Below are 25593 nucleotides of genomic sequence, written 5' to 3'. Positions count from 1 at the left end.
AGGGGTTACAGGGTGCTGACCAGATGGCCGCCGTCGACTTCGATGACGGACCCGGTCATGTAGGAGGACAGGTCGGACGCCAGCAGCAGCAGCGGCCCGTCCAGTTCCTGCAAATTGCCCAGGCGCCGCTGCGGGATGCGCCTGATCATCGCCTTGCCCGCCTCGCTTGCCCAGAAGTCGGCGTTGAGTTCAGTCTCAAGATAGCCCGGCGCCAGCGCGTTCACCCGGATGCCAAGGCGCGCCCATTCGAGCGCGAGGGTTTTCGTCATCTGGATCGCCCCGGATTTGGACACCGCATAGGAAACGACGCCGCCCGCTTGCCTGATGCCCAGAATGGACGCGATATTGATGATGGAACCGCCCTTTTGCCGCGCCTCCATAGCCCTGGCGGCCGCCTGCGACATCAGGAACATGCCCTTGAGGTTGGTGTCGATCACCGCGTCCCAATCCGCTTCGCCATGGCTGAGCGCGGGGCCATCGCGCACGATGCCGGCATTGTTGACGAGGATGTCCATCCGCTCCAATGCGGGCGTCGCTGCCGAAATGCTCGCCATATCGGACACGTCGAGCGCGATGGCGGAGCATTTGCCGCCGGCCGCGACAATGGACCCGGCGACATCGGCCAGCGCCTCCTGACGGCGGGCGCCGACGATGACCTCCGCGCCCGCTTCCGCCAGCACCTTGGCGAAATGGGCGCCAAGACCTCCCGAAGCGCCCGTGACCAGAGCAACCTTCCCTTCAAGATTCCATCGACTCATTCGGCACCTCTCGGTTGTTCAAATGGAACATTATTGTGGAACAATCAATTGGAACTTGAGCATCCCCCCGATTGTGCCCATAGAAGCGGAATGCTGACCAACGACGCGAACACCGGAGAAACGAAGGCCGGTTCTTCCCAACGGGTCTATCGCGGCATCCTGCGCGATCTGGAGGAGGGAAGGATGGTTCCGGGCCAGCGTTTGGCCGAAACGGAACTGGCGGCTCTTTATGGCGTGGGACGAAACGCCGTGCGGGAGGCCATTCAGCGCCTGAGTGGACGAGGCGTGATCGACCTGAATCCGCACCGCTCGCCCGCCATACGCTTGCTGAGCATGGACGAAACGCTCGAAGTGCTGGAGGTGGCCGAAGCGATGACCGCATTGGCGACCCGTTCGGCGGCAATGCATTATCACGAAGACCAGCACGGCGAATTGCTGCGCTCGACGCTAGCGATGGTGATCGAAGCAGACGTCCATGACGAACCCGGCATGTTCAGCCGGGCACGCCGCCATTTCTACCGCGCGCTGCTCACGATCGGTGGCAATCGCGAGCTGCAGCGCCTGTTCCCGGCCATCAGCATGCACATCATCCACGCCCAATATCAGGGCCGGCAGCTCCGCAGCATCCGGCTCGCGGACTATCGCTCGATCGTCGACGCCATCGTAAGGCGAGATTCCGTCACGGCCGAAAAAGCCGGGCACGATCATGTGCGGCATGTTCGGCAGATCATCATGGCGACACCCCGCCGCCCGTAAGACGCGGAAACTTCAGCTAGGCATCGCCAATCGAAGGCCAGCCGCCGGATGCGCTCGCGTCAGTTGCCGTCGCATTAACGTTCCTGAAACCCGCCCGCGCGCATAAACGAAAAATGCCTATTCACGCGATAGTAGATCAGCCCCCGAAGTCCGACAACAGGCGCGGAGCCGCTCGCTGGCGCATTCGCCTCGAACTGCCCAACACGCTGGACGAAACAAGCGCGAATGTCGTAATCCACGACATCTCCACGGCCGGCATGCTCATCGACACCAAGTCTCAGCTCAAGATCGGGCAAAGCGTCATGGTGTCCTTGCCCGATGCCGACAAAGTCGCCGCGCATGTCGTCTGGCAAAATGAGTCGCTGTTCGGTTGCCGTTTCGATCAACCGCTGCCGCAAGGGGTGGTGAGTGCGGTGCGGCTGCGCAGCCCGAGCCGCGATGAGGCAAAACCCATTGCAGATCGACCCGAGGCGACCGTTGCGGAGGGGCTGCCCGAACGCCTGCGTCGATTGCGGCAGGAACGGGGTCTGAGCCGCGCCGCCCTGTCCGAGCAGACGGGGTTCAGCAAACCCACCATCTGGGGATGGGAAACGGGCAGGACCATGCCGCGAAAGGACAATTTGCACATTTTGTCGGGTATTTTCGGCCTGACCGAACAGCAATTGCTTTTCGGCAAGGACAATTCTCCGCTTCCTGAAGGGAAGAAAGCATCCCCCGAACCTTACGCCAAGTCGCTCAAAGATATTATCGATCTGTCGAAAACGAAAATTGCCGAAGCGGCGGGCGTGAATAAGTTCAAGGTTCACATCTATATCGAATATTAGCATTGGTCGATACGGTGGCGGCACTGTCGCCAACGTCCCTCCACCAAGGATTATTCGTGCCGAAAGACGGCAACGATCTGCGCGGCCATCTCGCCCGGCGTGAGCCGGCCAGGCCGATACCAGTCCGCCATGCCGTTCAGTTGAACCAGAAGCAGATTGCGATAGACTGGCCGATCGATATGCGGCGGCAGCGGAAGCTCCTCCACCAGCGACCGGAACAGCCCCTCGAACCGGTCGCGCCGCGCGATCAGTTGTTTGCGGACATCATCGGGCACCTCCCGAAAATCGTTCATCATCGGCGTCGTCAGCGAATCGGGGGCGAGTTGAATGTCCAGCAACGTCGCGCAGGCCGCCGTCAGCTTCGCCCATGGATCGGATTGCGCCCCGACGGCTTCGGCTATCTGTTCCTCCGCCCCGTCGAGCGCGGCATTGTGCAGCTCGACGAACAGCGCATCCTTCGACTTGATATGATGGTAGAGCGAACCGCCCAGCACGCCCGCCTGCTCGCCAATGTCCCGCATGGACGTTCCGCGATAGCCCTTTTTGGCGAATAGCTGGGCCGCAATCTCCAGAATCTGGCGGCGGCGCGCCGACCCCTCATCGGTCGATCCGGATAGAATAGGCTTTGTCATCACGACCGGCGCTAGCACATCCTTGAAAGCCCGCGAAGCCTCTGTTCCGGATAAGTGGAACAGGCGCTTCATCTTTGCTAGCTCTGTCGGAATGTCGGGGGCTGGCCGGAAAGATGGGAGTGCAGGGCCGCCGGCCGTCATGGGCGGCGGGATGCGGCCCTGACCGATGGATGACCCGTCCTATTTCCCGGACAGCCTCTTGGTCGCCGCGGCGGTCGACGGCGACCGCAAGGCTTTCGAAACCTTGCTACGGAGGCATTATGACCGGATTCACGGGCTCGCCTGGCAGTTGACCGGCTCGCGCAGCGATGCCGACGACATCACGCAGGAAGTGTGCTGCACCCTGGTCGAGAAGATCGGCAGCTTTCGCGGGGAGGCAAAGTTCACCACCTGGCTCTGCGGCATCGTCTATAATGCCTGCCGCGACCTGCGCCGCCGCAAGCGCTCCTTCAGTGGCTTTGCCGAGCGGCTGGCGGTGATCGCCGGACTGACGCCCGCGCCGGACGGCCGCGATCTGCACGACGCCATCTGGCTCAAAAGCGCGATCGCCCGACTGAAGCCCGCCTATCGGGACACGGCGGTGCTGATCGCCGGTCAACAGCTTACCCATGCGGAAGCTGCCCCACTGCTGGGGGTAAGCGAGTCCACCGTCGCGTGGCGGATGCACGAAATCCGACGATTGCTGTCTTTCGACAAAGCGCAGGCGCGTTAGCTCACGCCCCTCCGGAAAAAATTTTCTCAACCTCCCAAGCTTTCCCCCTTGAGCCGCGTCCCAGTGACTGACGGATGATCTGCGCCGTCTCCATCATGGGAGAATTTTATGTCTCGCTTCCTTCCTTCCATCGCCACAGGGTTGATGTGCTTGGCCCTGGCTTCCTGTGCCGGTCAGGGGACGCACGAAATGGCAGCGCCGAACGCCCCCGCACCGGCTGAGGAAATCGTCGTTACCTCCCAGCGGGCCGACAGCGCCGGCGGCGCATACCAGACCCGCAAGGCCAATGGAGCGGTTCGGGCGGAACCGGCATATGCCCCTCCACCCCCTGCGCCGATGCTCGCCATGCCGGAGCGCAGGCCGTGGCCGCCCGCTTATCATGACGTCGGGCGCGACACATTCGTGAACAAGGAGGAGAACCGCTTCCAGATCGTCCGGGAACAGCCGGTTTCGACCTTCTCCATCGATGTCGACACCGCATCCTATTCCTTCGTGCGCGCGTCGCTCAACCAGAATGTCCTGCCGCAACCCGCCGCCGTCCGGCCGGAGGAGATGATCAACTATTTCCCCTATGATTATGCCGCGCCGCGCAGCGTGGCCCAGCCCTTCACGACCAATGTCGCGGTCTTCCCCAGCCCCTGGACGGCAGGACGCAAGCTCGTCCGCATCGGCATTCGCGGCTATGCGGTCCAGCGCGCCGTGCGGCCCCGCGCCAACCTGGTGTTCCTGATCGACACCTCCGGATCGATGAACGAGCCCAACAAGCTGCCGCTGGTGAAGCAATCCCTGTCCATGCTGGTCGGCCAGCTCGACCCCAATGACCATGTCGCCATCGTCACCTATGCGGGCAGCGCCGGGACCGCGCTGGAACCCACGCCGGTCAGCCAGAAGCACAGAATATTGGAGGTCATCAACCGCCTTGGCGCGGGCGGCGGCACGGCGGGGGCGGAGGGCGTTCGCCAGGCCTATGCGCTGGCTGCCGCCAATCTGGACCCGGCGGGCGTCAACCGGGTGATGCTGGCCACGGACGGCGATTTCAACATCGGCATCACCAATGTCGATGAGTTGAAGGGCTTTGTCGAACGCGAGCGGAACAAGGGAATTTTCCTGTCCGTCCTTGGCTTTGGCATGGGCAATTACAATGACGCGCTGATGCAGGCGCTGGCGCAGAACGGCAATGGCGCCGCCGCCTATATCGACACCCTCAGCGAAGCGCGCAAGATGCTGGTGGAGGAGGCCGGCTCCACCCTCTTCCCGATCGCCAAGGATGTGAAGATCCAGGTCGAATTCAACCCCGCGACCGTCGCGGAATATCGGCTGATCGGCTATGAAACGCGGATGCTGAACCGGGAGGATTTCGACAATGACCGGGTCGATGCAGGCGATGTCGGATCGGGCCAGACGGTGACGGCGCTCTATGAAATCGTGCCGGTGGGCGGTCCCCGCGCCGTCCCCGACCTGCGCTACGCCCCGTCAGCCAGAGCGCCAGCCGGGAGCGCAAGCGAATATGGCTTCGTCAAGATCCGCTACAAGGCGCCCAAATCGGATCGGAGCCAATTGATCGCGACCCCGATCAACCGGGCCGTGGAATTCGCCCGCTTCGAAAATGCGCCGCTCGATGCCCGCTTTGCGACCGGCGTGGCGGCCTTTGCCGAATTGCTGCGGGGCGGGCGCTATGGCGGATCGCTGAGCTATGACGATGTGCTGCGCATCGCTACGGCAGCGCGCGGCGCCGATCCATTCGGCTATCGCGGCGAATTCATCCAGTTGGTCCGCACCGCCAGGACGGCTGCCTCCATGCAACCACTTTGATCGGGAAGGGGGCTAGTCAGGGAAAACCGGCCCCTTTCGCACCGCAACGCTTTGCCGCATAAGACCAGCCTATGTACCCGCCCGCCTCTCCTGATCCGACGCAAGGCCCGTCCCGCAAGGATGACAGGAAGCCGTAAATGGCCGGCGAGCGAAACACACCCTTCTCCCTGCCCGATCCGCCGCCGCCTGCCCCAGCGCGGCGCGAGGCAGCGATCGAGGCGGCATTGCGCCGGTTCGATGGAACGGAGCAGGGTGCGCCACCTGTCGGGACCGGCAAAGCTGCGCGCTGGCGGCATCTGCTGGACCGTCCCTATCTGGGGAGCGCGCTTGCCCTATCCCTGCTTGCGCTTGTCGTCCTGCCCGTCGCATGGATGAATATGCCGCGACAGGACGCCCCTTCCCCTCGGATCGCCGCCCGACCGCAGGAAGAACGGGCCGCTGCCGATATGGCCGCCGCGCCCGTTCCGCCGCCCTTGCGCTCCGAACCGCCAGCTATCGTCCCGGAGAAGTCAGCCACAAAACCCCCCGCGCCTGCCCTAGAGCCGGTTCGGGAAAAGACGGTACAGCCGCCAGAGCAAGCGCCCGCCATGCAGGCTTATGGAAGCATGGCGGCGGCTCCCGCTGCCTCTCCTGCCGCTCCCCCTCCCCCCGCAGTCCTTGCCAATGCGGAGGTTTCGGCAAGGCGCGCCAACAAGGCGGCCGATAGCGAAGCCGCCGGGGACATCGTCGTCACCAGCGCCAGGGCCGATCCGGGCCTGCTGCGCGGACGGGGCGACTGGAACGCCTGCACCGTGCTGGACCCACAGCAAGACCTCACCGCCTGCAAGCGGCAGGTCGATCCCGCCGCCAAAGGAGACAGGGGCCGTATCGGCGCGCCTATGGCCGATGGCCTGACGCGGGCTTGGCAGGGCGACTGGCGCGATGCCGTCGCCGCCTTCGACAAGGCGATCGCCGTCGCGCCGAAATCGGCCCAAGCCTATCTCAATCGCGCAATGGCCTATCAGGCGCAGGGCGAGAGCGACCGCGCACTGGAGGATTTCGACAAGGCCGTCCGCTATGCGCCCTATGCGGCGCAGGGCTATTATCATCGCAGCCTGCTGTTGCAGCAGCGCGGAGAAATCCGGAAAGCGGAAGCAGACCGAGCCCGCGCCGCCGAACTCGACAGCCGCTACGATCCCGACTAATCCCCGCTCAGCAGGATCGCGTCGGGGCGGGCCAGCACCACCAGCGGCAGCCCCGCCCCCGCCGCCCGTTCGACCGCAAGCCGCGTCGGCGCGGAAATCGTCACCAGCAAGGGGCAGTCCGCCAGCACCGCCTTTTCCACCAATTCATAGGAACAGCGCGAAGAAAGCAGCGCGAAGCCGCCATCCCATTCCCATCCGCGCCGCCGCATCGCGCCGATCAGCTTGTCGAACGCATTATGCCGCCCGACATCCTCCCGCGCCAGGCGGATCGTGCCGTCCGCCGCCACCAGCGCCGCGACATGCGCCGCGCCGGTTCGCATGTTGAGCGGCTGATGCTGTCCCAAATCGCCCAGTGCCCGAAAGATCGCCCCCTTGTCGGCCAGCGACGGGCCGGTAACGGCCGGCAAAGGCCGGATCGCCTGTTCCAGATTCTCCACGCCGCAAATCCCGCAGGAGGATTCCGAAGCGCGATGCCGCACCCGGCTGAGCAAAGCTTCCGTCCGCCCCTCCGGCAAGGTCGCACGGGCAATGATCCCCTGCTCCGTCGCATGCATGTCGACGTCGAAGGGCGCATCCTCCGGCCCGATCAGCCGCTCCGCCAGCGCGAAGCCCAGCACCAGGTCCGCCACATCCGCAGGCGTCGCCATCAGCACGGCATAGCCGATGCCGTTAAATTCGATCGCGACCGGCACTTCCTCGGCCAGCTCGCGGGTCACCGCCGTCACCCGGCCTTCCGGCGTCACCTGCCTGAATATGACGGATTCATCCTCCAGCACGGCGCTCAAGGGGCCGCGACCCGGCGGACGGCGGCGGCGGCGATGGAGGAAAGCGCCTCGGGACGCTCCGCCGCCAGCACGGCGATGCGCCGCTTCATCGCCGGATCCCAGAAGGCGCGTATATGATCCGCCGTCATCGCCACAGCCTCCGCCTCACCCGATGCCACAAGATTGCGGGCGATCTGGTTTGCCATGTAGATCAGGCGGTCTTCGGTCGACATGACCTCATTTTCATCGCTCATGCGCCCGATCCTATTGCGCCGCTGCCAGCGGCGCAATCCGCCTGCTGTGGCGGGCCTGATCGGCATAGTCGCGCTGCCAGTCGCTTGGCCCGTTGGAGGGCATGACCTGTACCGCCGTCACCTTATATTCCGGGCAGTTGGTGGCCCAGTCCGAATAGTCGGTGGTGATGACATTGGCCTGCGTATCAGGATGGTGGAAGGTGGTGTAGACCACGCCCGGCGCGACCCGCTCGGTGATCAATGCGCGCAGACTGGTTTCCCCGGCCCGGCTCTTGAGCGAGACCCAATCGCCATCCTTGATTCCCCGGTTCTCCGCATCGGCCGGATGGATTTCCAGCCGGTCCTCCGGATGCCAGGCCTCGTTCGCCGTCCGCCGCGTCTGCGCGCCGACATTATATTGGCTGAGGATGCGGCCGGTCGTCAGCAACAGCGGGAAGCGCGGCCCGGTTTTCTCATCGGTCGGCACATAGTCGGTGACGACGAATTTGCCCCTGCCGCGCACGAAGCCGTCGATATGCATGGTCGGCGTCCCGTCCGGCGCCGCGTCATTGGCAGGCCATTGCAGCGATCCTTCCACGTCCAGCCGGTCATAATGCACGCCCGCGAAGGTCGGGGTCAGCGCGGCGATCTCGTCCATGATCTCGGACGGATGCGCATAGGACCAGCCAAGCCCCATGGCCTGCGCAACAAGCTGGACGATCTCCCAATCGCCATAACCATTGAGCGGCGCCATCACCTTGCGCACGCGCTGGATGCGCCGTTCGGCATTGGTGAAGGTTCCATCCTTCTCCAGAAAGGTCGACCCCGGCAGGAAGACATGGGCGTAATTGGCGGTCTCATTGAGGAACAGATCCTGCACCACCACGCATTCCATCGCGGCAAGGCCCGCCGCGACATGATGAGTATTGGGGTCGGACTGAAGAATATCCTCGCCCTGGATGAAGATGCCCTTGAACGTCCCGTCCGTCGCCGCGTCGAGCATATTGGGGATGCGCAGGCCCGGCTCGGCATCCAGCGTCACGCCCCAGGCCCGCTCGAACTGGCCGCGCACAGCATCGTCCGACACATGGCGATAGCCGGAAAATTCGTGCGGGAAGCTGCCCATGTCACAGGCGCCCTGCACATTATTCTGCCCGCGCAAAGGGTTCACGCCGACGCCCTCGCGCCCGACATTGCCGGTCGCCATGGAGAGGTTGGCAATCGCCATGACGGTGGACGACCCTTGACTATGCTCGGTGACGCCAAGACCATAGTAGATCGCGGCGTTACCCCCGGTGGCATAAAGCCGCGCCGCCGCGCGCACCTCTTCCGCCTTCACCCCCGTCAGCGGCTCGATCGCCTCGGGCGAGCGGCTGGGTTCAGCGACGAAGGCCGCCCAGTCCATAAATTCATCCCAGTCGCAACGATCCCGGATGAAGGCTTCGTCGAAGAGATTTTCCGTCACGATCACATGCGCCATCGCCGTCAGCATGGCGACATTGGTGCCGGGCCGCAGCGGCAGATGATGCGCCGCCTCGACATGGGGCGACTTCACCAGATCGATCCGCCGGGGATCGATGACGATCAGCTTCGCGCCCTCGCGCAGCCGCTTCTTCATTCGGCTGGCGAAGACGGGATGGCCGTCGGTCGGATTGGCGCCGATGACCAGAATGACGTCGGCCTCGGCAACGCTGTCGAAATCCTGCGTGCCCGCCGAAGTGCCGAACGTCGTCTTCAATCCATAGCCCGTCGGGGAATGGCAGACCCGCGCGCAGGTATCTACATTATTGTTGCCGAAACCCTGCCGGATCAGCTTCTGGACGAGGAAGGTCTCCTCATTGGTGCAGCGGCTGGAGGTGATGCCGCCGATGCTGCGCGTGCCATATTTTGCCTGGATGCGCTTGAACTCGCTGGCGGTATGGGCGATGGCCTCCTCCCACGACACCTCGCGCCAGGGTTCGTCCACCGAAGCGCGGATCATCGGCTTCAGGATGCGGTCGCGATGCTGGGCATAGCCCCAGGCGAAGCGGCCCTTCACGCAGCTATGCCCGTGATTGGCCTTGCCCTCCTTCCACGGCACCATCCGCACCAGCTCCTCGCCCCGCATCTCGGCGCGGAAGGTGCAGCCGACGCCGCAATAGGCGCAGGTGGTCACGACCGCCCGGTCCGGCGTGCCGATCTCCACCACCTTTTTCTCGGTCAGCGTGGCGGTCGGGCAGGCCTGGACGCAGGCGCCGCAGGACACGCATTCGGACGACAGGAAATCCTGCCCTTGGGATGGGGAAACCTTGGAATCGAAGCCCCTTCCCTCGATGGTCAGCGCAAAAGTCCCCTGCACCTCGTCGCAAGCCCGCACGCAGCGCGAACAGACGATGCATTTGCTGGGGTCGAAGTCGAAATAGGGGTTCGACTGGTCCTTCGCCTGCCCCATATTGGTCGCGCCATCATAGCCATAGCGCACGTCGCGCAGGCCCACCGCGCCCGCCTGTTCCTGCAACTCGCAATCGCCATTAGCCGGGCAGGTCAGGCAGTCGAGCGGATGGTCGGAGATGTAAAGCTCCATCACCCCGCGCCGCAACTGCTTCAACCGCTCGCTCTGCGTCCGCACCACCATGCCCTCGGCAATCGGCGTGGTGCAGGAAGCGGGATAGCCATTGCGCCCTTCGACTTCGACCAGACAGAGGCGGCAGGAGCCGAAGCTCTCGACATTGTCTGTCGCGCACAGTTTCGGGATCGAGCAGCCGGTCAGCGAAGCCGCCCGCATGATCGACGTGCCCTCCGGCATGGTGACCATATCGCCATCGATGGTGAGGGTCACGCTCTTGCTCGTCGCGACAGCAGGCGGCGTTCCATGATCGGCTTCGCGCGTATAGGTCATTCCGCAGCTTCCTTCACCGGAGCAGAAGCCCCAAAATCCTCGGGAAAATGATCGAGCGCGCTCAGCACCGGATAGGGCGTGAAACCGCCCAACGCACAGAGCGAGCCATATTTCATCGTATCGCACAGGTCGCGCAACAGCGCCGTCTGCGTCTCCAGCCCGCTGTCGATCCGCTCAGGCGCTCGCGAATATAGCGCCTTCGCCAATCCGCCGCCGACCTCTTCCACCACCACCGGCTCGGCATCCCGCGCCGCGATGATCCGGTCCATCACTTCAACGCCCCGCGTCGACCCGATCCGGCAGGGCGTGCATTTCCCGCAACTTTCGACCGCGCAGAACTCCATTGCGAAGCGCGCCATATGCGCCATGTCCACTGTGTCGTCGAATACGGTAATCCCGGCATGGCCGATCAGTCCTCCGGCCTGCGCGAAAGCCTCATAGTCGAAGGGCAGATCGAACATGCCCGGCGGGAAATAAGCCCCCAACGGCCCGCCCACCTGCACCACACGCACCGGCCTTCCGCTGGCCGTCCCGCCGCCAATGTCGTTCACCAACTCGCCCAGCGTGATACCGAAGCCGATTTCGTAGAGCCCGCCATGCTTCACATTGCCTGCAAGCTGCACCGGCATGGTGCCCCGCGACCGCCCGAAACCGACCGCCGCATAGGCCTCAGCTCCTTCCGCCAGGATGAAGGGAACCGCCGCCAGACTCAGCACATTGTTGATCACCGTCGGCTGCCCGAACAGCCCCTCCAGCGCCGGAAGAGGCGGTTTCGCCCGCACCTGTCCCCGCTTGCCTTCGATACTGTCGAGCAGCGCCGTTTCCTCGCCGCAGACATAGGCGCCTGCCCCTACCCGCACCTCCAGCGTGAAGGGAGCGATCCGCTGGGCGGAAATCTCGATGGCTTGCCGCATGGCCGCGACCGCAAACGGATATTCGCTGCGAATATAAATATAGCCGTGGCCTGCCCCCACCGCATGCCCGGCGATCGCCATCCCCTCGATCAGGCAGAAAGGATCGCCCTCCATCAGCATCCGGTCGGCAAAGGTTCCGCTGTCGCCTTCATCAGCATTGCAAACGATGAACTTGGGCTCGCCCGGCGCATCCAGCACCGTCTGCCATTTGATCCCGGTCGGAAAGCCAGCCCCGCCGCGCCCCCGCAAGCCGGAAGCCTTTACCGCATCCACCACCGCCTGCGGCGCCATCGCCCGCGCCGCATCCAGCCCGCGCCAACCGCCATGCGCGGCATAATCCTCCAGACTCAGCGGATCGATGATCCCACAGCGGGCAAAGGTAAAACGCTGCTGCCCCGCGAAAAAGGGCAAGGCGGCCACATCCCCCAGCCGCGCCGCATGGCTTCCGTCCAGCACGGCCGCCACATCGTCCGGTCCCACCGGCCCGAACCCAACCCGCGCCCCATCGCGTTCCACCTCAACCAAAGGCTCGATGGAAAATAACCCCCGGCTGCCGGTGCGCACCACCTCACATCCGGCAGTCTCGAAAGCGTGCGCCACATCGTCTGCACCCAAGGCTACCGACGCCATGTCCCGGCTGACATAGACTTTGTTTTTCTGGCCCGGCGTCATGCCGCGATCTCCCGCGCAATCCGTTCCAGAACCGTCGCGTCAACCCGCGCAATCGGCCGCCCGTCGACCAGCGCATTCGGCCCCACGGCGCACAAACCCAGGCAGTAAACCGGCTCCAGCGTCACCTGTCCGTCGCGCCCCGTCTCACCCATGGCGACACCCAGCCGTTCCGCCGCCGCTCGCTCCATCGCCGCGCCGCCGCGTGCCTGGCAGCTTTCCGCCCGACACAGCTTCACCACATGCCGCCCAACCGGCGTGCGCCGGAAATCATGGTAGAATGTCACCACCCCATGCACGTCGGCGCGGCTCAGGTTCAGTGCCTTGGCTATAGCCGGGATCGCCGCATCATCGACAGAACCTATCTCTTCCTGCAACATGTGCAGCAACGGCAACAGCCGGTCCCGCGTCTGGCCATGCACGCTGGTCCAATCCTCGATCAACCGCGCCGTTTCATCGACGGCCTCACCTTGCTGCATCTTCTTCATTCTTCCGACGCCTTTTCCCGCGCGCTATGCTGCGCTCCGGCGGAGCCGGCGTCAAATCGAAGACCATCATGTTTGATAGATAAACCCTATCAAACATGATGGTCAAACCGTCGCAATAACGATCTTCGCGCTCTGCCATCATCAGCCGCCCGATCGTTCGGGCGGAAGGAGCCAGATGCAATTCTCCGCTTTTTCCGCCTGTCGCTTCCAATTCGCTATGCACCGCAGTTGCTTACGCCGCGGCTCGGACATCGGGAATATGGTTGAGCCGAGCGAACCGCAATTTCCATCACTTCTCCAATATTTCCGACCTGTTCCGCGACCAGGTTCGCTGGCACCAATGTTCCATCACGCAATTGACGCGATATGATGCTGATCCTCCTTGGAAAATCAGCCAATCGCATCAATCATGAGTCAGAACCAAATCGACCCGTATATAATGAGGTCCGGCGCACAATTTTAGAAAAGCGGAACCGATACTGATCCGAAATGTTCTTCTCCCGTTGATGAGAGAGGTGAACGACATGGAAGATTGCGGATCGACTGAAACGCGAACCACCCTCTCGGACGGGGATTTCAAGGAAAAGCTGGCTGGCATCATCCCCCAATTGCGTGCCTTCGCCCGTGGCCTATGCGGCGATCGCGATACCGCCGACGACCTCGTCCAGGAAACCATGCTCAAGGCATGGGCCGCACGCAGTCGCTTCTGGGCCGACACCAATTTTCGTGCCTGGACCTTCACAATCCTGCGCAACCATTATTTCAGCCAGATGCGCCGCCGCCGCTTTACCGGCGATTGGGATGAGCTTGTGGCCGACCGCTTGCTGGCGGCGCCAGCGGCCCAGCATATGTGCGTCGAGCTGCGCGATCTGACGCGCGCGCTGGCGCAACTGCCCGAATCCCAACGCGAGGCTCTGATCCTGGTGGGTGCGGGCGGCTTCTCCTATGACGAAGCGGCCGATATTATGGGGACAGCGATCGGCACGATCAAAAGCCGCGTCGCGCGCGGGCGGGATGCGCTCGAAGCGCTGATGAACGGCGGCACGCTCGACACCAAGCGGCAGGACAGCGCAACCGCCACGCCGGCCATCGTCTCCATCTTTGCCTATCTTGACCAGATACAGGGCCGCAGGGCAGGCTTGCTGGAGGCCGACAGGTCGCCGCTGCTTTCGCAAGCAGCTTGAGGCCGGACACAGGGCTGGTCAGGGATAAAAGATGCCCCGCCGGAGCCAGGCTCCACGCGGGGAAGGTTCAGGGAGAGTCACTCGAAAGGGAAGAGTGACGCTTTTGAACTTATGCCTCTCCCAGATGATTTCAAGCCCGAAGCCATTCCATAACGGATTGATCCCGTTGCTCATTGCTCATCCTTCAGGGATGCGGCGAAGCCTCCGTTGCCGCTTCGATGCGACAGTCGCGCCAGCTCGGATCACCCTTGGGAACGAAGGCCACGAAATCGCCGTCGATGATCAAGGTCGCAGCTTCGCTCTCAAATTGCTGCCCCAGCGCGGAAATGCGCCGATCGAGCCGCATCTGCACAGCGCCCGACCGGATGATGGCCTGCTTTTTTTCGATCCGAAGGAAAAAGCTTCGCCCCTGCGCGCATTTTACCTGCATGAAATCCGCCGGATGCGCCGCGGCGGAGTTGGCCGACATGAGCAGCAACGACGCCACGATCGCGATGGAGATTGTCCCGGTGTCCGGCACCGCTCGCATCGTCAAAGTTCCAGAAAAGTCGATGGCGCCTTAATCCTCGGAAGTTTCGGCGGTTCCATTCGCCAGCGCGCTTGAGATCATCGCCGCAAGCGCCTCCTCGGCCTCCTTGCGAACACCGGCATCCTTCGAGGCCAGATTGTTGCGCAGGTACAGCGGAATCCGCTCGACCACGCGAGCGATAATCGCATCTGTTTCGTCGTTCATTTCCAAAGCCTATGACCCGCCTGCGCCGGACAGGCAAGAAAGCAATGCTATGGTGAGGGAGAAAGCAGAGAGACCTCGCAAAGCACGGTCAGCTTAACCTTTGATAACAAAGCGGTTCAGCCTGGGCCCATGCGCGAGGTGGAATAAGGCCAGGCAACACAAAGATTTGAGGAGACCCGTTATGACCATTCGCAAATCCATTCTCGGCATCGCTCTTGCCGCCGCCACCCTCTCGGCTGCCGTGCCGGCGACTTCGTTCGCCCATGACGGCGATCGTGGCTGGAGCCGCTATGATCGCCATGAGCGGGTTCGCTATTCTGATCGCCGCGACTATCGCGGCTATCGCGATGATCGCGGTTATCGCTGCCGCAAGTCGGGCGGGACCACCGGCCTGCTGCTCGGCGGCGTAGCCGGCGCGCTTCTGGGCCGCGCCGTCGATACGCGAGGCGACCGCGCACCGGGCACCATCATCGGCGCTGGCGCCGGAGCGCTGGCCGGCCGCGCCATCGATCGCAATTCGCGCTGCTAAGCGTTGAGGACGAGCGGCGGCGCCCAGACGGACGCCACCGCTTTGCCTTCCACGCGAGCGAAAATATGCGCCGGCCATTATCGCCTTACATCCGCCAGCGATCAAAAGATGCTATGATCATGTCGGCGGAAGTTGATGGAGGCAAGCGATGGACAGCGGAACCGAGCTGGCAATTCGAGCGATAATCCGTGCGCTGTTTCAATCCGGGGCGATCAACCGGCAACAGGTGCAAGGCATCATGGGCGCCCTCAAGGAAGCGGCCGGTGGCGCTCAGGACAATCGCGATTCCGAGACGGCAAAAGAACTGGCCGCCCTATCCAAGCACATTCATCTCGACACGGCCGTACCGCCATCAAGTGATTAGCGCCGGGTTCTATAGACCCGAACCATCGTTGTTATGCTGCGTGTGCCGCAGCTTTAGCTTTTGCATCTGAAGCGCGTGAGGTCAGGTCGATCAAGCCACGGACAGTAGCGGACACGGCGTTAATAGCCCCTTTGGTTCTGCCACGCCTTACCATTCGACGCGGCATAACATCGGGTCCAGTTTATTTGATTGCTTCATCGGGCAATCTGATCTTGGGATGCAGCCAAATCGCAATATTTACATTTGATGTTGAAGCGCGCAAATAGCGCCAACATTCCTCTCTCCACGGGTTCGCAAAATGGCCGAAGCTAATCAATCCGACATCACCGCTCTCACCGTCCAGCTTGTCAGTGCTTTTGTTTCCAACAACTCCGTCGCGAGCGACAGCCTGGCGGACTTGATCAAGACGACGCGCGCTGCGCTGACGGAAAATCCGGCAGCCGCCGCAGAGGAAGCTGCTGCTCCGACTTTCACGCCCGCCGTGTCGGTGCGCAAGAGCCTTTCGTCGCCCGATCACATCATCAGCCTGATCGACGGCAAGCCGTACAAGACCTTGAAGCGCCATCTCGCGGCGAACGACCTCACCCCTGAGCAATATCGCGAACGCTATAAATTGCCGAAGACCTATCCGCTGGTGGCTCAGAGCTATTCGGAATCCCGGCGCGCCGTCGCGGAAAAGATCGGCCTGGGCAAGAAGCCGGTCGCCGCTGCCAAGCCTGCTGAGGCGGCCCCGAAGACACCCAAGAAAGCAGCCTCAGCTCCGGCGAAGAAGCCTGCGAAGGCTGCGGCTGTCCCTGCTGCAAAGGCTGCCCCCGCCGTGGCCGACGCTCCGAAGGGTGCTGCGAACCCTGCACCTGCGCCGGTGAAGAAAGCAGCCAAAGCGAAGGATTCCACCCCCAAGGGCGCCCCGCTTATCTCGAACCGTTTAACCAGTGCCAGCGCCGCACCCGCCACAGCGAAAGGCGAAGCGCGCAAGCGTCTGGGAATAGCGGGTCCAAAAGCGGATAAGGCCAATGCCAAGGTCGAGCCTGCTCCAGCCGCAGAAGCTGCGAAGGCCAAGCCCGCAAAGAAGGTTGGCGCCGCTCCCAAGGCAAAATCGGTATCCAAGCCCAAGACGTTGAAGGCCGCGCTTGAAGCTGCGGGCTCGCACCTTGGCACTGATGCCAAGGCGGCCGAACCCGCACCAGTGAAAGCCTGATGAACCACGGGAGCGGGACCGTCAGTCTCGCTCCCGCTACAGTTTCGAGGCCGACGGTCCTCGACAATGAATGCAAGAGGCGCATGCGATGACTGTTTCGCGCACGCCCCATCCAAATCACCTCGCCTGTCTTTTTCTACGACAACCGAAAGACACTGGCGCCCCGTTCTGCGATAGACGCTATGCGGTGATTTCCCGCACATGTTCCCAGATGGCGTCTGTCCGAGGCTCATCGATCTGGAAAATGCCAGCCAGCAGCGCCGCAAATTCCGGTGCGCTTCCGATCGGCCTTTCGACCACGCCCTGAGGCGTCGTCGTCCGCCACATGCCGTTAAGGATGCTTTCGATGCGGTCGGGAAAATGGCGCTGCAGCAGGAGATTGCCGGCAAACGGGGACTCCTCGCTTTCGAGCAGCCAGCGCTGCGCATTTTCAAGAGCAGCCTCGTCGGCATAGTCCGTCTGGAAATCGAAGGTCGGCGCCCCGCCATGAGGGTGATTATGGAAACGCAGCCAGTTTCCGTCCGCCTGCCCGATCGAAAATTCATAGCCGCGTTGCGTCGACGATCCGATCGCCAGGGGAATGGGATCGACGAGCGCGTCACCCAGTCCTACCTCCGCAAGCCAGGGCTCATCCAGATCTACACGGAGGGTCAGATGATTGCCGATGACGTTATCGCCGAGTTCCGCGCGGCGAACCGCTCCGCAAAGCCGCGTCACGGCAAAGCCACAGGCGGACAAGGCCGCGCCAAGCAGGCCGTTCATCTCATAGCACCAGCCGCCCCGGCGGCGATCGATCATCTTGGCGAAGGCGTCCTGGGGATCGATGCTGGAGGGCCAGCCCATGAAGCAGTCGATCGTTTCCCAGGTGAAGCTATAGGCGTGGGCACGGTGGATCGAGATCAACGCTCCAAGATCGGGCCGTTCCGGCCACCGGATGCCAATCCGCGCCAGATAGGCTTCGAACTCAGTATCCGTCAGTCTCGTCTGCATGACCTCATCCCCTCCGTCGGTAAATGACCATAGATGCTTGCCGATTGCCATAGCCGATCATTGGGAAGAGAAATTTGGGGAAGGGAGCCAACATCGAATGCGCCGTGAAGCCGCCTCTTTGGCCTCAATAGAGTCAGGAAGTGGCGCGATACCGTGCTGCACACCTCCGGGGCTTGCCAGACGGTCCATTTCCATTCCCTGCTATCGAACCGGATGTGTAGATCTCCAACATCCGGCTCTCGGACAAGACGTCATGCCTCCACCCATGGCGGGCGGGCCTGCGTCGTTCGTTTCCCTCGACCCTTGCCGCCAGGTTCCTCGACAGCATATTCCAGCCAGGATTGGATCGGATACAGCCGGCTCGGATCGACGATCCGGCGCAATAAAGGTTTCATCAGCTCAAGTCGAGGAATGGTGCCGAAGTCGTCAGCAAGGTCGGCGTCCATAACATCCGGATGGCCAGGGAACACCTGCTCCTCCACCTCACCCACGCTCTGCCGGCATAGCGCCATGCTCGCCTCGCAAGATGGCCGGGAGTCGTCCGTCAATTTTTGGGTGAGCGCGATGAAAAAACTGCCGTTCGATAGGGTTGCCCAATCCTAGGTATCGATCATTCGTCCAATCAGCAATTTTTCTCGCATGATGGTCTGAGACATGGAGATCACGTGATCTACGCCTTCAATGGTGATTGCCAAAGTTCCTTGTTCGGTGATTTCAATTAAACTTTTCGACTTTAGGTACCATAGATGAAACTCAAAATGCTCATCCGAACATTTCAACATCTTCTGGACGAAATATCGGCCCACCCCGGCATCCTGAGCATTTTCCCTTCTCCTTTTATATAGAAATAACAGGATTTTAGCGTGCGCATCTGCGTCATCATTCGCAGTTTTTTCGTCATCGACTTCAACATTCGCAGAAAATATAAACCCGGTCTTGCCAGTGTAGAGAAGGTCATATTGAGCGCGCTGGTCGGGATTTCTGAGCGCCTTATAAGCCTCGATCACCTCATTGAATTTCGTGACATCAGCCGTTTCCACATGGTCGGGGTGGTATTTCTTCGCAAGAAAGCGATAGGCGGTTTCCAGCGCACGTGCGTCACAGTTCGGACTGACCTGCAAAATCTTGTAGTAATCAATAAATGGTTCGCCATTCGTCATCACAAATCGTCCCCACTCCGTGCGAACCTTCTTTATGCCAGCCTGGATAAAATCCAACAACCATTCTGAAACCCATCGGCATTGTCAGCGGCGGGAGCGACATTCTCAAAGCAGATCACACGCCGCCAGGCGTCCGTCTGCAGCGAAGCGAGACCTACGCCACTCTGTAACGGCATCGCGCTGGTCGCGGATGACGGCCTCAGTCACGACCTCAACAGTTTGCGGGATGTCTTGCAAACGCGCCGACCTGTCTCGACGTATAATCAAGGCGGTCCGCCGCACCGGCGATGGCGGAGCGATTGGCTTCAATCGCATGAGCCTGCATGGACAGGGTCATGACGGCAAGCCCCACGGCGGCACGCAGCCAGCCCGACGAAGCCGCAGATATGCTGGCCTATTCCGAGAATGACGGCCCTTCAATGCAATGTGCGACCATAATGATTGTGAGAGGCGATCGTAGGATTGGGCAATGACGCGCCGTAAACGCGATCTGTTGCTGAACGATTGCTGACTGCCCCGTTCAGAAATACGCCAGAGACGGATGGTAATAACGCTGCTCGTCGAGACGTAACCGTCTGTGGAGGAGGTGAAAAATGATGCGCAAACCCCTAATGGCACTTTCCCTGGCTGCTTCAATACTGGCAGGCCTGCCATCTCTGGCCCATGCCCATGACGGCCGGGGGAGTTGGTATCGGTACGAAGAATATCATGATGACGGCGACGATGACGATGACGATGACCGTCCGCATTACCGCCGCAGTTATTATGAGGAGCGGGACTATCAGCGCCCCCGCTATGCCGAACCACGGCGCTATTATCGTGGTGAGCGCCACTATCGTTGTGGCGGCAGCGGAACGACGGGGCTGCTGCTGGGCGGTGCGGCAGGCGCGTTGCTGGGACGTTCGGTCGATCGCTATGGCGATCGGGCGCCGGGGACCATTATCGGTGCGGGCGCAGGCGCCTTGCTGGGCCGGGAAGTCGACCGCAACTCCGATTGCTGACCAGGATTATCCAGGCACAATGGTCTGAATTCCCTTTGATGGCGGGAGGATGTGGGGGGTGGAACCGTTATGGAACCACGCCCCTCTTTGTTAGAGCGGGTTCAGATCGAGTTCAGCGCACCTATGCTTGAGTGACAGACTAGAGCAGAATCCGACCCGCTTGCATCGGATCGCCTGCTCTAGACCTTTGTTTTACCGCGTTTTCCGAGTCAGCTGATTCTATCCGCTTGGAAAACGCTCTACCCCTTCCGCCGGATGCGGACAGGGCAAAGAATAAGGAGGCAGGAGATGAAAATGCTCCGTAACGCGGCCTTTGGGCTGATGTTGGCAGCGTCCATGCCAATCAGCGTCACGCCTGCGGAGGCACGCGATCATCATCGTTATTATTCGCGTCACTATGACAATGATACGGCGCTCGCCTTGAGCGCAGGAATTGTCGGCTTGGCCATCGGCGCGGCCATCGCATCGGATCGGCCGCGCTATTATTACGATGATGATGATTATTATTATCGCGAACGATATTACCGACCGCATTACCGGTCATATAATTACTATTATTACGACAGCTATCCGCGCTATTATGACAGGCGGTGGTATCGCCATAACGATCGGCATTGGCGTCACCATCATGATGACGATGATGATTGATACGGGCAGCGGATGGCCTATTACGGCGTAACCGACCGCAAATGCGTCAGCGCAATTGAGGCTGTAGCGCACTGGGAGACGGCTGACTTTTCGCTTTGATGACCAGAGAAGTTTGCATACTTTGCGGATGGAGGGCTTGACGAACCCCCATCTTCCCCGCTCCCTTCGTGCGCATGTGCATGAGGGGGGTGGACGGAATGAGGCCTGAAGGACGCTTGCGGGTTGCTGCGGGACATGCCTCCGAGCAGGGCGCGAGACCCGATAATCAGGACTTTGTCGGCATCTATGCCGCGACGGAAACCGAACGCATCCGCCATGGCATGATCGCCGCCCTGGCCGATGGGGTCGGCGGGGCGCGGGGTGGACGGATCGCTGCTGAGTTGGCCATTCGCGCGCTGATCGAAGGACTTTACGACCAGCCCGACACCATCGGCACGCCCGCGGCGGTCCAGCGTGTGATGGCGCCGTTCAACCGCTGGCTGGCCGCCATGGGACGGACGGAGACGATGGCGCATGCCGCGACGACCTTCACCGCGCTCATTCTCAAGGGCCGTCGCGCCCATCTCTGCCATGTAGGTGACAGCCGCGCCTGGCACTATCGCGAGGGACGCCTGACCCTTTTGACCGAGGATCATAGCCGGTCTCATCCCGACCAGAAGCATATCCTCTATCGCGCACTCGGCATCGAGGAGCATCTCCGGCTGGACCATCACCAGATCGTGCTGGCCGAGCATGACCGGCTCCTGCTCACCAGCGACGGGGTCCATGGCAGCCTCTCGCCAAAGCGGCTGGAAAAACTGCTGGGAGCCCGCAATTCCGCCGAGGCCGACGCCATCGCGATCGTCGATGCCGCCCTGTCGGCGGGCAGCGCCGACAATACAAGCGCGGTGGTGCTGGACGTTGTGAGCCTTCCCGCCATCGACCACGACAGCGTCGCCAGCGACATTGCGCGATTGCCCATTCTCGCTCCACCCCGAGAGGGGGATAGCGTGGACGGCTTCCGCCTCGACAGCCTCCTGTCGGATGGCCGTTATGCCCGCCTGTTCCGCGCGACCGACACGCTGTCGGGCGGACAGATGGTCGTCAAATTCCCCAAACCCAACCTTCTTTCCGAAGGCGGCGCCCGTCTGGCTTTCGCGCGCGAAATGCTGGTGGGCAGCCGTGTCTCCAGCCCGTTCGTGGCTGCGGCCGTCCCCGTTCCTCCCGACAGGCAGACCCGACTCTATGGCGTCCAGCCCTTCTATGACGGCGAGACGCTCGAAAAGCGCCTTGCGCGTCCTGTCTCGCTCGAAGATGGGCTGGCCATCGCGATCAAGCTCACCCGCGCCGTGGCCGCCCTGCACCGGCTCGACATCATCCATCGTGATATCAAGCCCGACAATGTCCTGTTGCTGCGCGATGGCGGGCTGAAGCTCATCGATCTTGGCGTCGCGCGCCTGCCCCGGATCGAGGAATTTGCGAGCAAGGAGGTTCCCGGCACCTTCAGCTATCTTGCCCCCGAAATGTTCGCCAAAAATGCGGGCGACGAAGGGACCGACCAATATGCGCTGGGCGTCACGCTCTGGCGCCTGTTCGCCAGGCGCTATCCCTATGGCGAAATCGAGGCGTTCAGCCGACCGCGCTTTCGCAAGGCCGCCCCGCCCAGCACGCACAGACCCGAATTGCCGGCCTGGCTGGACAATATCCTGACGCGCAGCGTGGCCATCGATTCCAGCGACAGGTTCGGTGACGTCATCGAACTTTTGCGCGCCCTTGAGGGCGGCGCAGCGGTCGCCCGCGTCAACCAGCGCGGGCTTCCCTTCATCGAACGCGACCCTGTCCGTTTCTGGCAAGTCGTCTCGCTCGTGCTGGCCATCATGGTGATCGTCGCATTGGTGACGCGCTGAGCTGGTTTGGAAAGCATCGGGGAATCGAAGCCGCCTGACCGGAGGTGATCCTTCCGGTCAGGCAGATCGCCCCGCGGTCGCCTGAACATTATTGGCAGTTAGTCGGCTTATTTTCATCGATCCGGAAGCCTACCCCGGCGGGCGATATGCGGATGCCGATAAACTCTGCGATATTGCCCGTGGCGTTGCGGATCTGATGGATGCGAAATGCCTGCTCGATGAACGACTGGCCCGCATGATAGGTTTGCCAGGTGCACAGGGGATTGCCACCATCATACCACTGAATTTCGCCTTCGGTGACGGTAATGAATACCGGCGCGGGGTGCGAGTGCCATCCGCTATAGCCGCCCGGCTGAACCGTCAGACGATCCGCGCCCACATCAGAGTCGGCCTTGGTCTTCAGGAACAAATCCCATTTCTCGACCTTGTCGGCCTTCACATCGAGTGAACCGTAATGCCCCGTCACTATAGGCGCGGGAGCAAAGCCCGAACCACTTGTCGCCAAGGCGGGCAGAGCGGTCAAAATCGCCGTGGCAGCCGCTGTCATCGGAAGGACGACGCGTGATGGGTTGAGGTGCTTCATCGCCAATCTCCTGTTCACCGGAAGAAGTGTAGCGACCGGATTATCATTATCCCAAGTCAAGGACGTGCATGTGATGGTTGCTCTTTTGCGGAACAGCACAAAGGTCCGCGTCGAGTTTATTGATGCGGAACTGATTCGGAGAGAATTAGCTAATCTGGATTATGCTCGCGTCCGGAAGCGAAGACTATGGCGCAGAGGGATTATGTCGATCGATGAATGAATCAGATTCGTTTGGCCTATTTCACCTGATGAATAGCAAACTCACGCGCATAGGTGCATGGTCAGCGCTCCTCTCCCTTGGAGGAACCCAACGGCCCCGCCTCAACCCCCTTCTGAGGCGGGGCTCATTGCGGTGCGTGAAGTTGCGACTGGACGATGCGGCCTGGAGCTGACTTTCAATGCCCATCTGCGGGTAACCGCTTGACCTTCCGGATTTGGCCGATGCCCAAGAAAACCGTGATGATCGTCACCGGGAACAGCGCGATATCGACCCAACCGGGCAAATGCAGCCCCTGCAGCTCCAACGCCTCCTTCAAATGATGCCAGAGACCGAGCGCGTAATAGCTGATCGCCACGACCGACAGTCCTTCGACCGTATGCTGGAGCCGCAATTGGAGGGCAGTCCGGCGATCCATGGATGCCAGCAGGTCACGGTTGCGGCGGGCGAGAGCGGTGTCAACCCGGGTACGCAGCAAGGCGCTGGTCCAGGCGGTGCGCTGCGCCAGATCTTCCAGGCGGCGGGTGAAGGCGTCGCAGGTGCGCATGGCCGGGAGCAACCGCCGCTCGGTAAAATCATCGAGTGAGCGGTAGCCGCGAACCGGCACGACGGCGAGGCGACGGATACGGTCGCGACAGATTTCCGCATAGGCCTGCGTGGCGCTCATCCTGTAGCGGGTGCGCGCCACGATTTCGGCCAGTTCCGTGCTCAGTGCAGAAAGCTGCTCCAGCACCTGATCAGCGTCCGTATCATTCTGCGCGACGCGGCTGGTGATGGCCGTCAGCCTTTGCTCAAGCTCAGTGAGCAGCGGCGTCGCCTGTTGCGCTTCGGGCAGACCGAGCAGGGCTATCTTGCGGTAATTGCCCAGTTCCTGGAGCCGCTGGACGAGTTGTGAGCTTTCACCGCCTTGCAGACCCTTGTCATGGATAAGCAGCCGGCCAAAGCCGTCCTCATGCAAGCGGAAGTCGCTCCAGATGCGGGCATGGCCATCCGCGACATCGGATATGATGAGGTCATCGGTGGCGAAATGCGCGGCGATGGCGGCGGGTAGCGGTTCGTTCATGACCATCGCGATCTGAGTAGAACGGATCACGCGACCGGGAATCTCCGCCATCCAGTGCGGCACATTGCCAAAAGGAGTAAGGTCGAACAGCGTCGCGCCTTCGACTGGCGCAAGAAAACTGTATGTCATATATTCGGTGTGACGCTCCCAGGAAAAATGGAGATCGTCGATCCGGACGGAAAGAAAGCGGTCGCCGGTCTTGAAGATGGGAAAGCGTTCGTAAAGAAGGGCGATAGTTTCATGGGCCTGCTGTTCATCGACCAGCAACACGAATTGTAGAGCAAGAGCCGGTGCATCGAAGCGGGGCAGGCCGCGAATATGCATTTCCCGCGAGAGCGAAGCGCGTAGCGGGTGGTTACGCTGGCTGAGCGCCGCGAACGGATCGGCCTGGATGCTGGTCATGTCGTCCATGTGCGGTTTTCTGCCTCGGCATGGTTGCATTAAAAAGTCCGGCGATGCCGTGACTATCAACTGTTACTTCGGCGGGATCGCGATTGGCAATTGATCCTGCCCGAAAGGATGATGGCAGGTCTGGAAATGTCCGCAGCACCTTCCATGCTCGGCCCCATTTCGAACCCTCATCAATCACCATTTCGTGATCGTGGGATCGGTCGATGATGTGTTGATGATTGAGGATGCCGCGGGTGGCCGCTTTCATCTCGTGATGGCAGAGGCAATGGGTCGCCCGTCGCGTGATCAGGTGGATGTGGAGCTTTATGCGATCGGCATAGGTTCGCATAGGAATTCCGGAAAGTTCCGCCAAATCCTATGCATTTTCAACGGAAACCAACCTTTCTCGCTCTCGAGAAGCTATGTCCGCATGCGTAAATGAACATCCTCTCCAAGGGAGGATGCCGATATGAGCTGGTATGAACATCTGGCGGCGAAGATCGGGCTGAGGATCGCGGGCCTGATACTTCTCATCTCCGCCTGGCCTGAAGGCGGGCTGCTGCGCAGGTTGGTCATGGAAAACCCGACGGCAGACATGAACGCGACAGAATTGCTGCTCGCCGCGCTGTTGTTTTTAAGTGCCAGCGGCGGGGCGGCACTGACGGCGATGGGATCGCGCCTGTGGGAACCGGTGAAACTCTCGGCCCGCTGGTCTGGGCATGACGGGGATCAACGCGCGCGCTCCTGACGCCCTTGGTAGGCGCTGGCCGTTCCGACGAACCCGGAAAGACGGCTGCTACAGAACGCAAGAAGCCCGCCTGAGAGGCGGGCTTGAAGCATGCGGAGGCCGCATGTTGTATGTGAATGGGTTGTGTATGTTTTCAAAGCGCGAGCTACAATGCCTGGCGACGCCCTACTCTTCCGGGGCTTGAGCCACAGTACCATCGGCGCAGACTGGTTTCACGGCCGAGTTCGGGATGGGATCGGGTGGGTCACAGACGCTATGGTCACCAAGCAATGAAG

Annotated in this window: 29 protein-coding genes and 1 rRNA gene; 13 read left to right on the top strand and 17 right to left on the bottom strand. The window is 61.7% G+C overall.

All coding sequences use genetic code 11. The features are described 5' to 3' along the window. Positions 1-5: 5 nt before the first annotated feature. Positions 6-758 carry an SDR family NAD(P)-dependent oxidoreductase gene (locus tag HHL26_RS20705; protein ID WP_066562749.1) on the bottom strand — a complete coding sequence of 251 codons (753 nt, stop codon included), beginning with the start codon at positions 756-758 and terminating at the stop codon, positions 6-8. A 90-nt stretch (positions 759-848) separates the two neighbouring features. On the opposite strand from HHL26_RS20705, the gene HHL26_RS20700 reads away from it, so the two are divergent. Beyond that, positions 849-1514, top strand: a complete 666-nt coding sequence (locus HHL26_RS20700) for a GntR family transcriptional regulator (protein ID WP_066562751.1) — start codon at positions 849-851, stop codon at positions 1512-1514. A gap of 113 nt (positions 1515-1627) precedes the next feature. Continuing rightward, entirely contained in the window at positions 1628-2338 is a 711-nt protein-coding gene (locus HHL26_RS20695; protein WP_066562752.1) for a helix-turn-helix domain-containing protein, read from the top strand. A gap of 50 nt (positions 2339-2388) precedes the next feature. Here the strand turns inward: HHL26_RS20695 and HHL26_RS20690 are convergent, their stop codons facing one another. After that, a complete protein-coding gene (locus tag HHL26_RS20690) occupies positions 2389-2970 on the bottom strand; it encodes a TetR/AcrR family transcriptional regulator (RefSeq protein ID WP_066563871.1) in 582 nt (193 codons plus the stop codon). 166 nt (positions 2971-3136) lie between these two features. Here HHL26_RS20690 and HHL26_RS20685 point away from each other — a divergent pair, with 166 nt between their 5' ends. The 3 genes from HHL26_RS20685 to HHL26_RS20675 all read left to right on the top strand — a co-directional run bounded on the left by HHL26_RS20685 (position 3137) and on the right by HHL26_RS20675 (position 6678). Next, positions 3137-3682 (top strand): RNA polymerase sigma factor, encoded by a 546-nt coding sequence (locus tag HHL26_RS20685; protein WP_082749029.1) that lies wholly within the window; start codon positions 3137-3139, stop codon positions 3680-3682. Between the two features lie 189 nt (positions 3683-3871). Next, positions 3872-5494 carry a VWA domain-containing protein gene (locus HHL26_RS20680; RefSeq protein ID WP_237230170.1) on the top strand — a complete coding sequence of 541 codons (1623 nt, stop codon included), beginning with the start codon at positions 3872-3874 and terminating at the stop codon, positions 5492-5494. 137 nt (positions 5495-5631) lie between these two features. Beyond that, positions 5632-6678 (top strand): tetratricopeptide repeat protein, encoded by a 1047-nt coding sequence (locus HHL26_RS20675; RefSeq protein WP_066562754.1) that lies wholly within the window; start codon positions 5632-5634, stop codon positions 6676-6678. On the opposite strand, the gene fdhD is transcribed toward HHL26_RS20675, so the two are convergent. Genes fdhD through HHL26_RS20645 form a run of 6 tightly spaced genes read right to left on the bottom strand, consistent with a single transcriptional unit; the run spans position 6675 to position 12847 of the window. Beyond that, a complete protein-coding gene (gene fdhD / locus HHL26_RS20670; protein WP_066562756.1) occupies positions 6675-7463 on the bottom strand; it encodes a formate dehydrogenase accessory sulfurtransferase FdhD in 789 nt (262 codons plus the stop codon). The genes HHL26_RS20675 and fdhD overlap by 4 nt on opposite strands. Beyond that, on the bottom strand, positions 7460-7696 hold the full coding sequence (locus HHL26_RS20665) for a formate dehydrogenase subunit delta (protein WP_066562758.1): 237 nt from the start codon (positions 7694-7696) through the stop codon (positions 7460-7462). Before HHL26_RS20665 ends, fdhD begins: the two co-directional genes overlap by 4 nt. Positions 7697-7706: 10 nt before the next feature. Next, positions 7707-10553 carry a formate dehydrogenase subunit alpha gene (gene fdhF / locus HHL26_RS20660; RefSeq protein ID WP_066562760.1) on the bottom strand — a complete coding sequence of 949 codons (2847 nt, stop codon included), beginning with the start codon at positions 10551-10553 and terminating at the stop codon, positions 7707-7709. Then, entirely contained in the window at positions 10550-12139 is a 1590-nt protein-coding gene (locus HHL26_RS20655) for an NADH-ubiquinone oxidoreductase-F iron-sulfur binding region domain-containing protein (RefSeq protein WP_066562761.1), read from the bottom strand. Before HHL26_RS20655 ends, fdhF begins: the two co-directional genes overlap by 4 nt. After that, a complete protein-coding gene (locus HHL26_RS20650) occupies positions 12136-12615 on the bottom strand; it encodes a formate dehydrogenase subunit gamma (protein ID WP_066562763.1) in 480 nt (159 codons plus the stop codon). The genes HHL26_RS20655 and HHL26_RS20650 overlap by 4 nt, the downstream gene beginning before the upstream one ends. Beyond that, on the bottom strand, positions 12602-12847 hold the full coding sequence (locus tag HHL26_RS20645) for a hypothetical protein (protein WP_066562765.1): 246 nt from the start codon (positions 12845-12847) through the stop codon (positions 12602-12604). The genes HHL26_RS20650 and HHL26_RS20645 overlap by 14 nt, the downstream gene beginning before the upstream one ends. Positions 12848-13148: 301 nt before the next feature. Between HHL26_RS20645 and HHL26_RS20640 the strand changes: the two genes are divergently transcribed. Beyond that, complete coding sequence (locus HHL26_RS20640; protein WP_066562769.1) at positions 13149-13808, top strand: sigma-70 family RNA polymerase sigma factor; 660 nt, start codon at positions 13149-13151, stop codon at positions 13806-13808. 184 nt (positions 13809-13992) lie between these two features. On the opposite strand, the gene HHL26_RS20635 is transcribed toward HHL26_RS20640, so the two are convergent. Then, on the bottom strand, positions 13993-14337 hold the full coding sequence (locus tag HHL26_RS20635; protein ID WP_066562770.1) for a hypothetical protein: 345 nt from the start codon (positions 14335-14337) through the stop codon (positions 13993-13995). 30 nt (positions 14338-14367) lie between these two features. Continuing rightward, positions 14368-14547 (bottom strand): hypothetical protein, encoded by a 180-nt coding sequence (locus HHL26_RS20630; protein ID WP_169576683.1) that lies wholly within the window; start codon positions 14545-14547, stop codon positions 14368-14370. A 175-nt stretch (positions 14548-14722) separates the two neighbouring features. Between HHL26_RS20630 and HHL26_RS20625 the strand changes: the two genes are divergently transcribed. The 3 genes from HHL26_RS20625 (at position 14723) to HHL26_RS20615 (ending at position 16632) form a co-directional block, all read left to right on the top strand. Beyond that, the gene (locus HHL26_RS20625; protein WP_066562773.1) at positions 14723-15070 is read left to right on the top strand and encodes a glycine zipper domain-containing protein; all 348 of its coding nucleotides are present in this window, start codon (positions 14723-14725) and stop codon (positions 15068-15070) included. A gap of 148 nt (positions 15071-15218) precedes the next feature. After that, positions 15219-15434, top strand: coding sequence for a hypothetical protein (locus tag HHL26_RS20620; RefSeq protein WP_066562775.1), 216 nt, complete (start codon positions 15219-15221; stop codon positions 15432-15434). A 298-nt stretch (positions 15435-15732) separates the two neighbouring features. Then, the gene (locus HHL26_RS20615) at positions 15733-16632 is read left to right on the top strand and encodes a MucR family transcriptional regulator (protein ID WP_169576689.1); all 900 of its coding nucleotides are present in this window, start codon (positions 15733-15735) and stop codon (positions 16630-16632) included. 180 nt (positions 16633-16812) lie between these two features. On the opposite strand, the gene HHL26_RS20610 is transcribed toward HHL26_RS20615, so the two are convergent. The 3 genes from HHL26_RS20610 to HHL26_RS20600 form a co-directional block, all read right to left on the bottom strand. After that, positions 16813-17622, bottom strand: coding sequence for an arylamine N-acetyltransferase (locus tag HHL26_RS20610; RefSeq protein ID WP_169576688.1), 810 nt, complete (start codon positions 17620-17622; stop codon positions 16813-16815). 251 nt (positions 17623-17873) lie between these two features. Then, positions 17874-18113: a hypothetical protein gene (locus HHL26_RS20605; RefSeq protein WP_169576687.1), complete on the bottom strand. Its 240-nt coding sequence runs from the start codon at positions 18111-18113 to the stop codon at positions 17874-17876. Positions 18114-18221: 108 nt separating this feature from the next. Further along, on the bottom strand, positions 18222-18782 hold the full coding sequence (locus HHL26_RS20600) for a DnaJ domain-containing protein (RefSeq protein ID WP_169576686.1): 561 nt from the start codon (positions 18780-18782) through the stop codon (positions 18222-18224). 593 nt (positions 18783-19375) lie between these two features. Between HHL26_RS20600 and HHL26_RS20595 the strand changes: the two genes are divergently transcribed. The 3 genes from HHL26_RS20595 (at position 19376) to HHL26_RS20585 (ending at position 22317) form a co-directional block, all read left to right on the top strand. Continuing rightward, positions 19376-19783, top strand: coding sequence for a glycine zipper 2TM domain-containing protein (locus HHL26_RS20595; RefSeq protein WP_335339806.1), 408 nt, complete (start codon positions 19376-19378; stop codon positions 19781-19783). Positions 19784-20071: 288 nt separating this feature from the next. Further along, positions 20072-20431, top strand: a complete 360-nt coding sequence (locus HHL26_RS20590) for a hypothetical protein (protein ID WP_197672814.1) — start codon at positions 20072-20074, stop codon at positions 20429-20431. Between the two features lie 197 nt (positions 20432-20628). Further along, on the top strand, positions 20629-22317 hold the full coding sequence (locus tag HHL26_RS20585) for a bifunctional protein-serine/threonine kinase/phosphatase (RefSeq protein ID WP_066562792.1): 1689 nt from the start codon (positions 20629-20631) through the stop codon (positions 22315-22317). A gap of 88 nt (positions 22318-22405) precedes the next feature. Here the strand turns inward: HHL26_RS20585 and HHL26_RS20580 are convergent, their stop codons facing one another. From HHL26_RS20580 to HHL26_RS20570, 3 genes are all read right to left on the bottom strand, one after another. Further along, positions 22406-22900, bottom strand: coding sequence for a cupin domain-containing protein (locus tag HHL26_RS20580; protein ID WP_082749035.1), 495 nt, complete (start codon positions 22898-22900; stop codon positions 22406-22408). Positions 22901-23295: 395 nt separating this feature from the next. Next, the gene (locus HHL26_RS20575; protein WP_169576685.1) at positions 23296-24591 is read right to left on the bottom strand and encodes a DUF3422 domain-containing protein; all 1296 of its coding nucleotides are present in this window, start codon (positions 24589-24591) and stop codon (positions 23296-23298) included. Then, the gene (locus HHL26_RS20570; protein WP_145907651.1) at positions 24536-24919 is read right to left on the bottom strand and encodes a hypothetical protein; all 384 of its coding nucleotides are present in this window, start codon (positions 24917-24919) and stop codon (positions 24536-24538) included. Before HHL26_RS20570 ends, HHL26_RS20575 begins: the two co-directional genes overlap by 56 nt. Before the next feature lie 120 nt (positions 24920-25039). On the opposite strand from HHL26_RS20570, the gene HHL26_RS20565 reads away from it, so the two are divergent. Then, positions 25040-25318, top strand: coding sequence for a hypothetical protein (locus tag HHL26_RS20565; protein WP_169576684.1), 279 nt, complete (start codon positions 25040-25042; stop codon positions 25316-25318). A 152-nt stretch (positions 25319-25470) separates the two neighbouring features. Here HHL26_RS20565 and rrf read toward each other — a convergent pair. Further along, positions 25471-25585 (bottom strand): 5S ribosomal RNA (gene rrf / locus HHL26_RS20560). Between the last annotated feature and the right edge of the window lie 8 nt (positions 25586-25593).

This window comes from Sphingobium sp. TB-6, assembly GCF_012927365.1.
Taxonomy (GTDB): Bacteria; Pseudomonadota; Alphaproteobacteria; order Sphingomonadales; family Sphingomonadaceae; genus Sphingobium.
This window is presented reverse-complemented; position numbering and strand designations above follow the sequence as displayed.

Excerpts from the sequence above, each read along its gene's own strand:
- HHL26_RS20700 (WP_066562751.1), top strand. The coding sequence starts at position 849 with ATGCTGACCAACGACGCGAACACCGGAGAAACGAAGGCCGGTTCTTCC.
- fdhF (WP_066562760.1), bottom strand. The coding sequence starts at position 10,553 with ATGACCTATACGCGCGAAGCCGATCATGGAACGCCGCCTGCTGTCGCG.
- HHL26_RS20625 (WP_066562773.1), top strand. The coding sequence starts at position 14,723 with ATGACCATTCGCAAATCCATTCTCGGCATCGCTCTTGCCGCCGCCACC.
- HHL26_RS20570 (WP_145907651.1), bottom strand. The coding sequence starts at position 24,919 with ATGCGAACCTATGCCGATCGCATAAAGCTCCACATCCACCTGATCACG.
- HHL26_RS20600 (WP_169576686.1), bottom strand. The coding sequence starts at position 18,782 with ATGACGAATGGCGAACCATTTATTGATTACTACAAGATTTTGCAGGTC.
- HHL26_RS20580 (WP_082749035.1), bottom strand. The coding sequence starts at position 22,900 with ATGAAGCACCTCAACCCATCACGCGTCGTCCTTCCGATGACAGCGGCT.
- HHL26_RS20675 (WP_066562754.1), top strand. The coding sequence starts at position 5,632 with ATGGCCGGCGAGCGAAACACACCCTTCTCCCTGCCCGATCCGCCGCCG.
- HHL26_RS20635 (WP_066562770.1), bottom strand. The coding sequence starts at position 14,337 with ATGCGAGCGGTGCCGGACACCGGGACAATCTCCATCGCGATCGTGGCG.
- HHL26_RS20690 (WP_066563871.1), bottom strand. The coding sequence starts at position 2,970 with ATGACAAAGCCTATTCTATCCGGATCGACCGATGAGGGGTCGGCGCGC.
- HHL26_RS20680 (WP_237230170.1), top strand. The coding sequence starts at position 3,872 with ATGGCAGCGCCGAACGCCCCCGCACCGGCTGAGGAAATCGTCGTTACC.
- HHL26_RS20620 (WP_066562775.1), top strand. The coding sequence starts at position 15,219 with ATGGACAGCGGAACCGAGCTGGCAATTCGAGCGATAATCCGTGCGCTG.
- HHL26_RS20650 (WP_066562763.1), bottom strand. The coding sequence starts at position 12,615 with ATGCAGCAAGGTGAGGCCGTCGATGAAACGGCGCGGTTGATCGAGGAT.
- HHL26_RS20575 (WP_169576685.1), bottom strand. The coding sequence starts at position 24,591 with ATGGACGACATGACCAGCATCCAGGCCGATCCGTTCGCGGCGCTCAGC.
- HHL26_RS20705 (WP_066562749.1), bottom strand. The coding sequence starts at position 758 with ATGAGTCGATGGAATCTTGAAGGGAAGGTTGCTCTGGTCACGGGCGCT.
- HHL26_RS20610 (WP_169576688.1), bottom strand. The coding sequence starts at position 17,622 with ATGCAGACGAGACTGACGGATACTGAGTTCGAAGCCTATCTGGCGCGG.
- HHL26_RS20590 (WP_197672814.1), top strand. The coding sequence starts at position 20,072 with ATGAAAATGCTCCGTAACGCGGCCTTTGGGCTGATGTTGGCAGCGTCC.
- HHL26_RS20665 (WP_066562758.1), bottom strand. The coding sequence starts at position 7,696 with ATGAGCGATGAAAATGAGGTCATGTCGACCGAAGACCGCCTGATCTAC.
- HHL26_RS20565 (WP_169576684.1), top strand. The coding sequence starts at position 25,040 with ATGAGCTGGTATGAACATCTGGCGGCGAAGATCGGGCTGAGGATCGCG.
- HHL26_RS20655 (WP_066562761.1), bottom strand. The coding sequence starts at position 12,139 with ATGACGCCGGGCCAGAAAAACAAAGTCTATGTCAGCCGGGACATGGCG.
- HHL26_RS20585 (WP_066562792.1), top strand. The coding sequence starts at position 20,629 with ATGAGGCCTGAAGGACGCTTGCGGGTTGCTGCGGGACATGCCTCCGAG.
- HHL26_RS20640 (WP_066562769.1), top strand. The coding sequence starts at position 13,149 with ATGGAAGATTGCGGATCGACTGAAACGCGAACCACCCTCTCGGACGGG.
- HHL26_RS20695 (WP_066562752.1), top strand. The coding sequence starts at position 1,628 with ATGCCTATTCACGCGATAGTAGATCAGCCCCCGAAGTCCGACAACAGG.
- HHL26_RS20685 (WP_082749029.1), top strand. The coding sequence starts at position 3,137 with ATGGATGACCCGTCCTATTTCCCGGACAGCCTCTTGGTCGCCGCGGCG.
- HHL26_RS20595 (WP_335339806.1), top strand. The coding sequence starts at position 19,376 with ATGATGCGCAAACCCCTAATGGCACTTTCCCTGGCTGCTTCAATACTG.
- HHL26_RS20615 (WP_169576689.1), top strand. The coding sequence starts at position 15,733 with ATGGCCGAAGCTAATCAATCCGACATCACCGCTCTCACCGTCCAGCTT.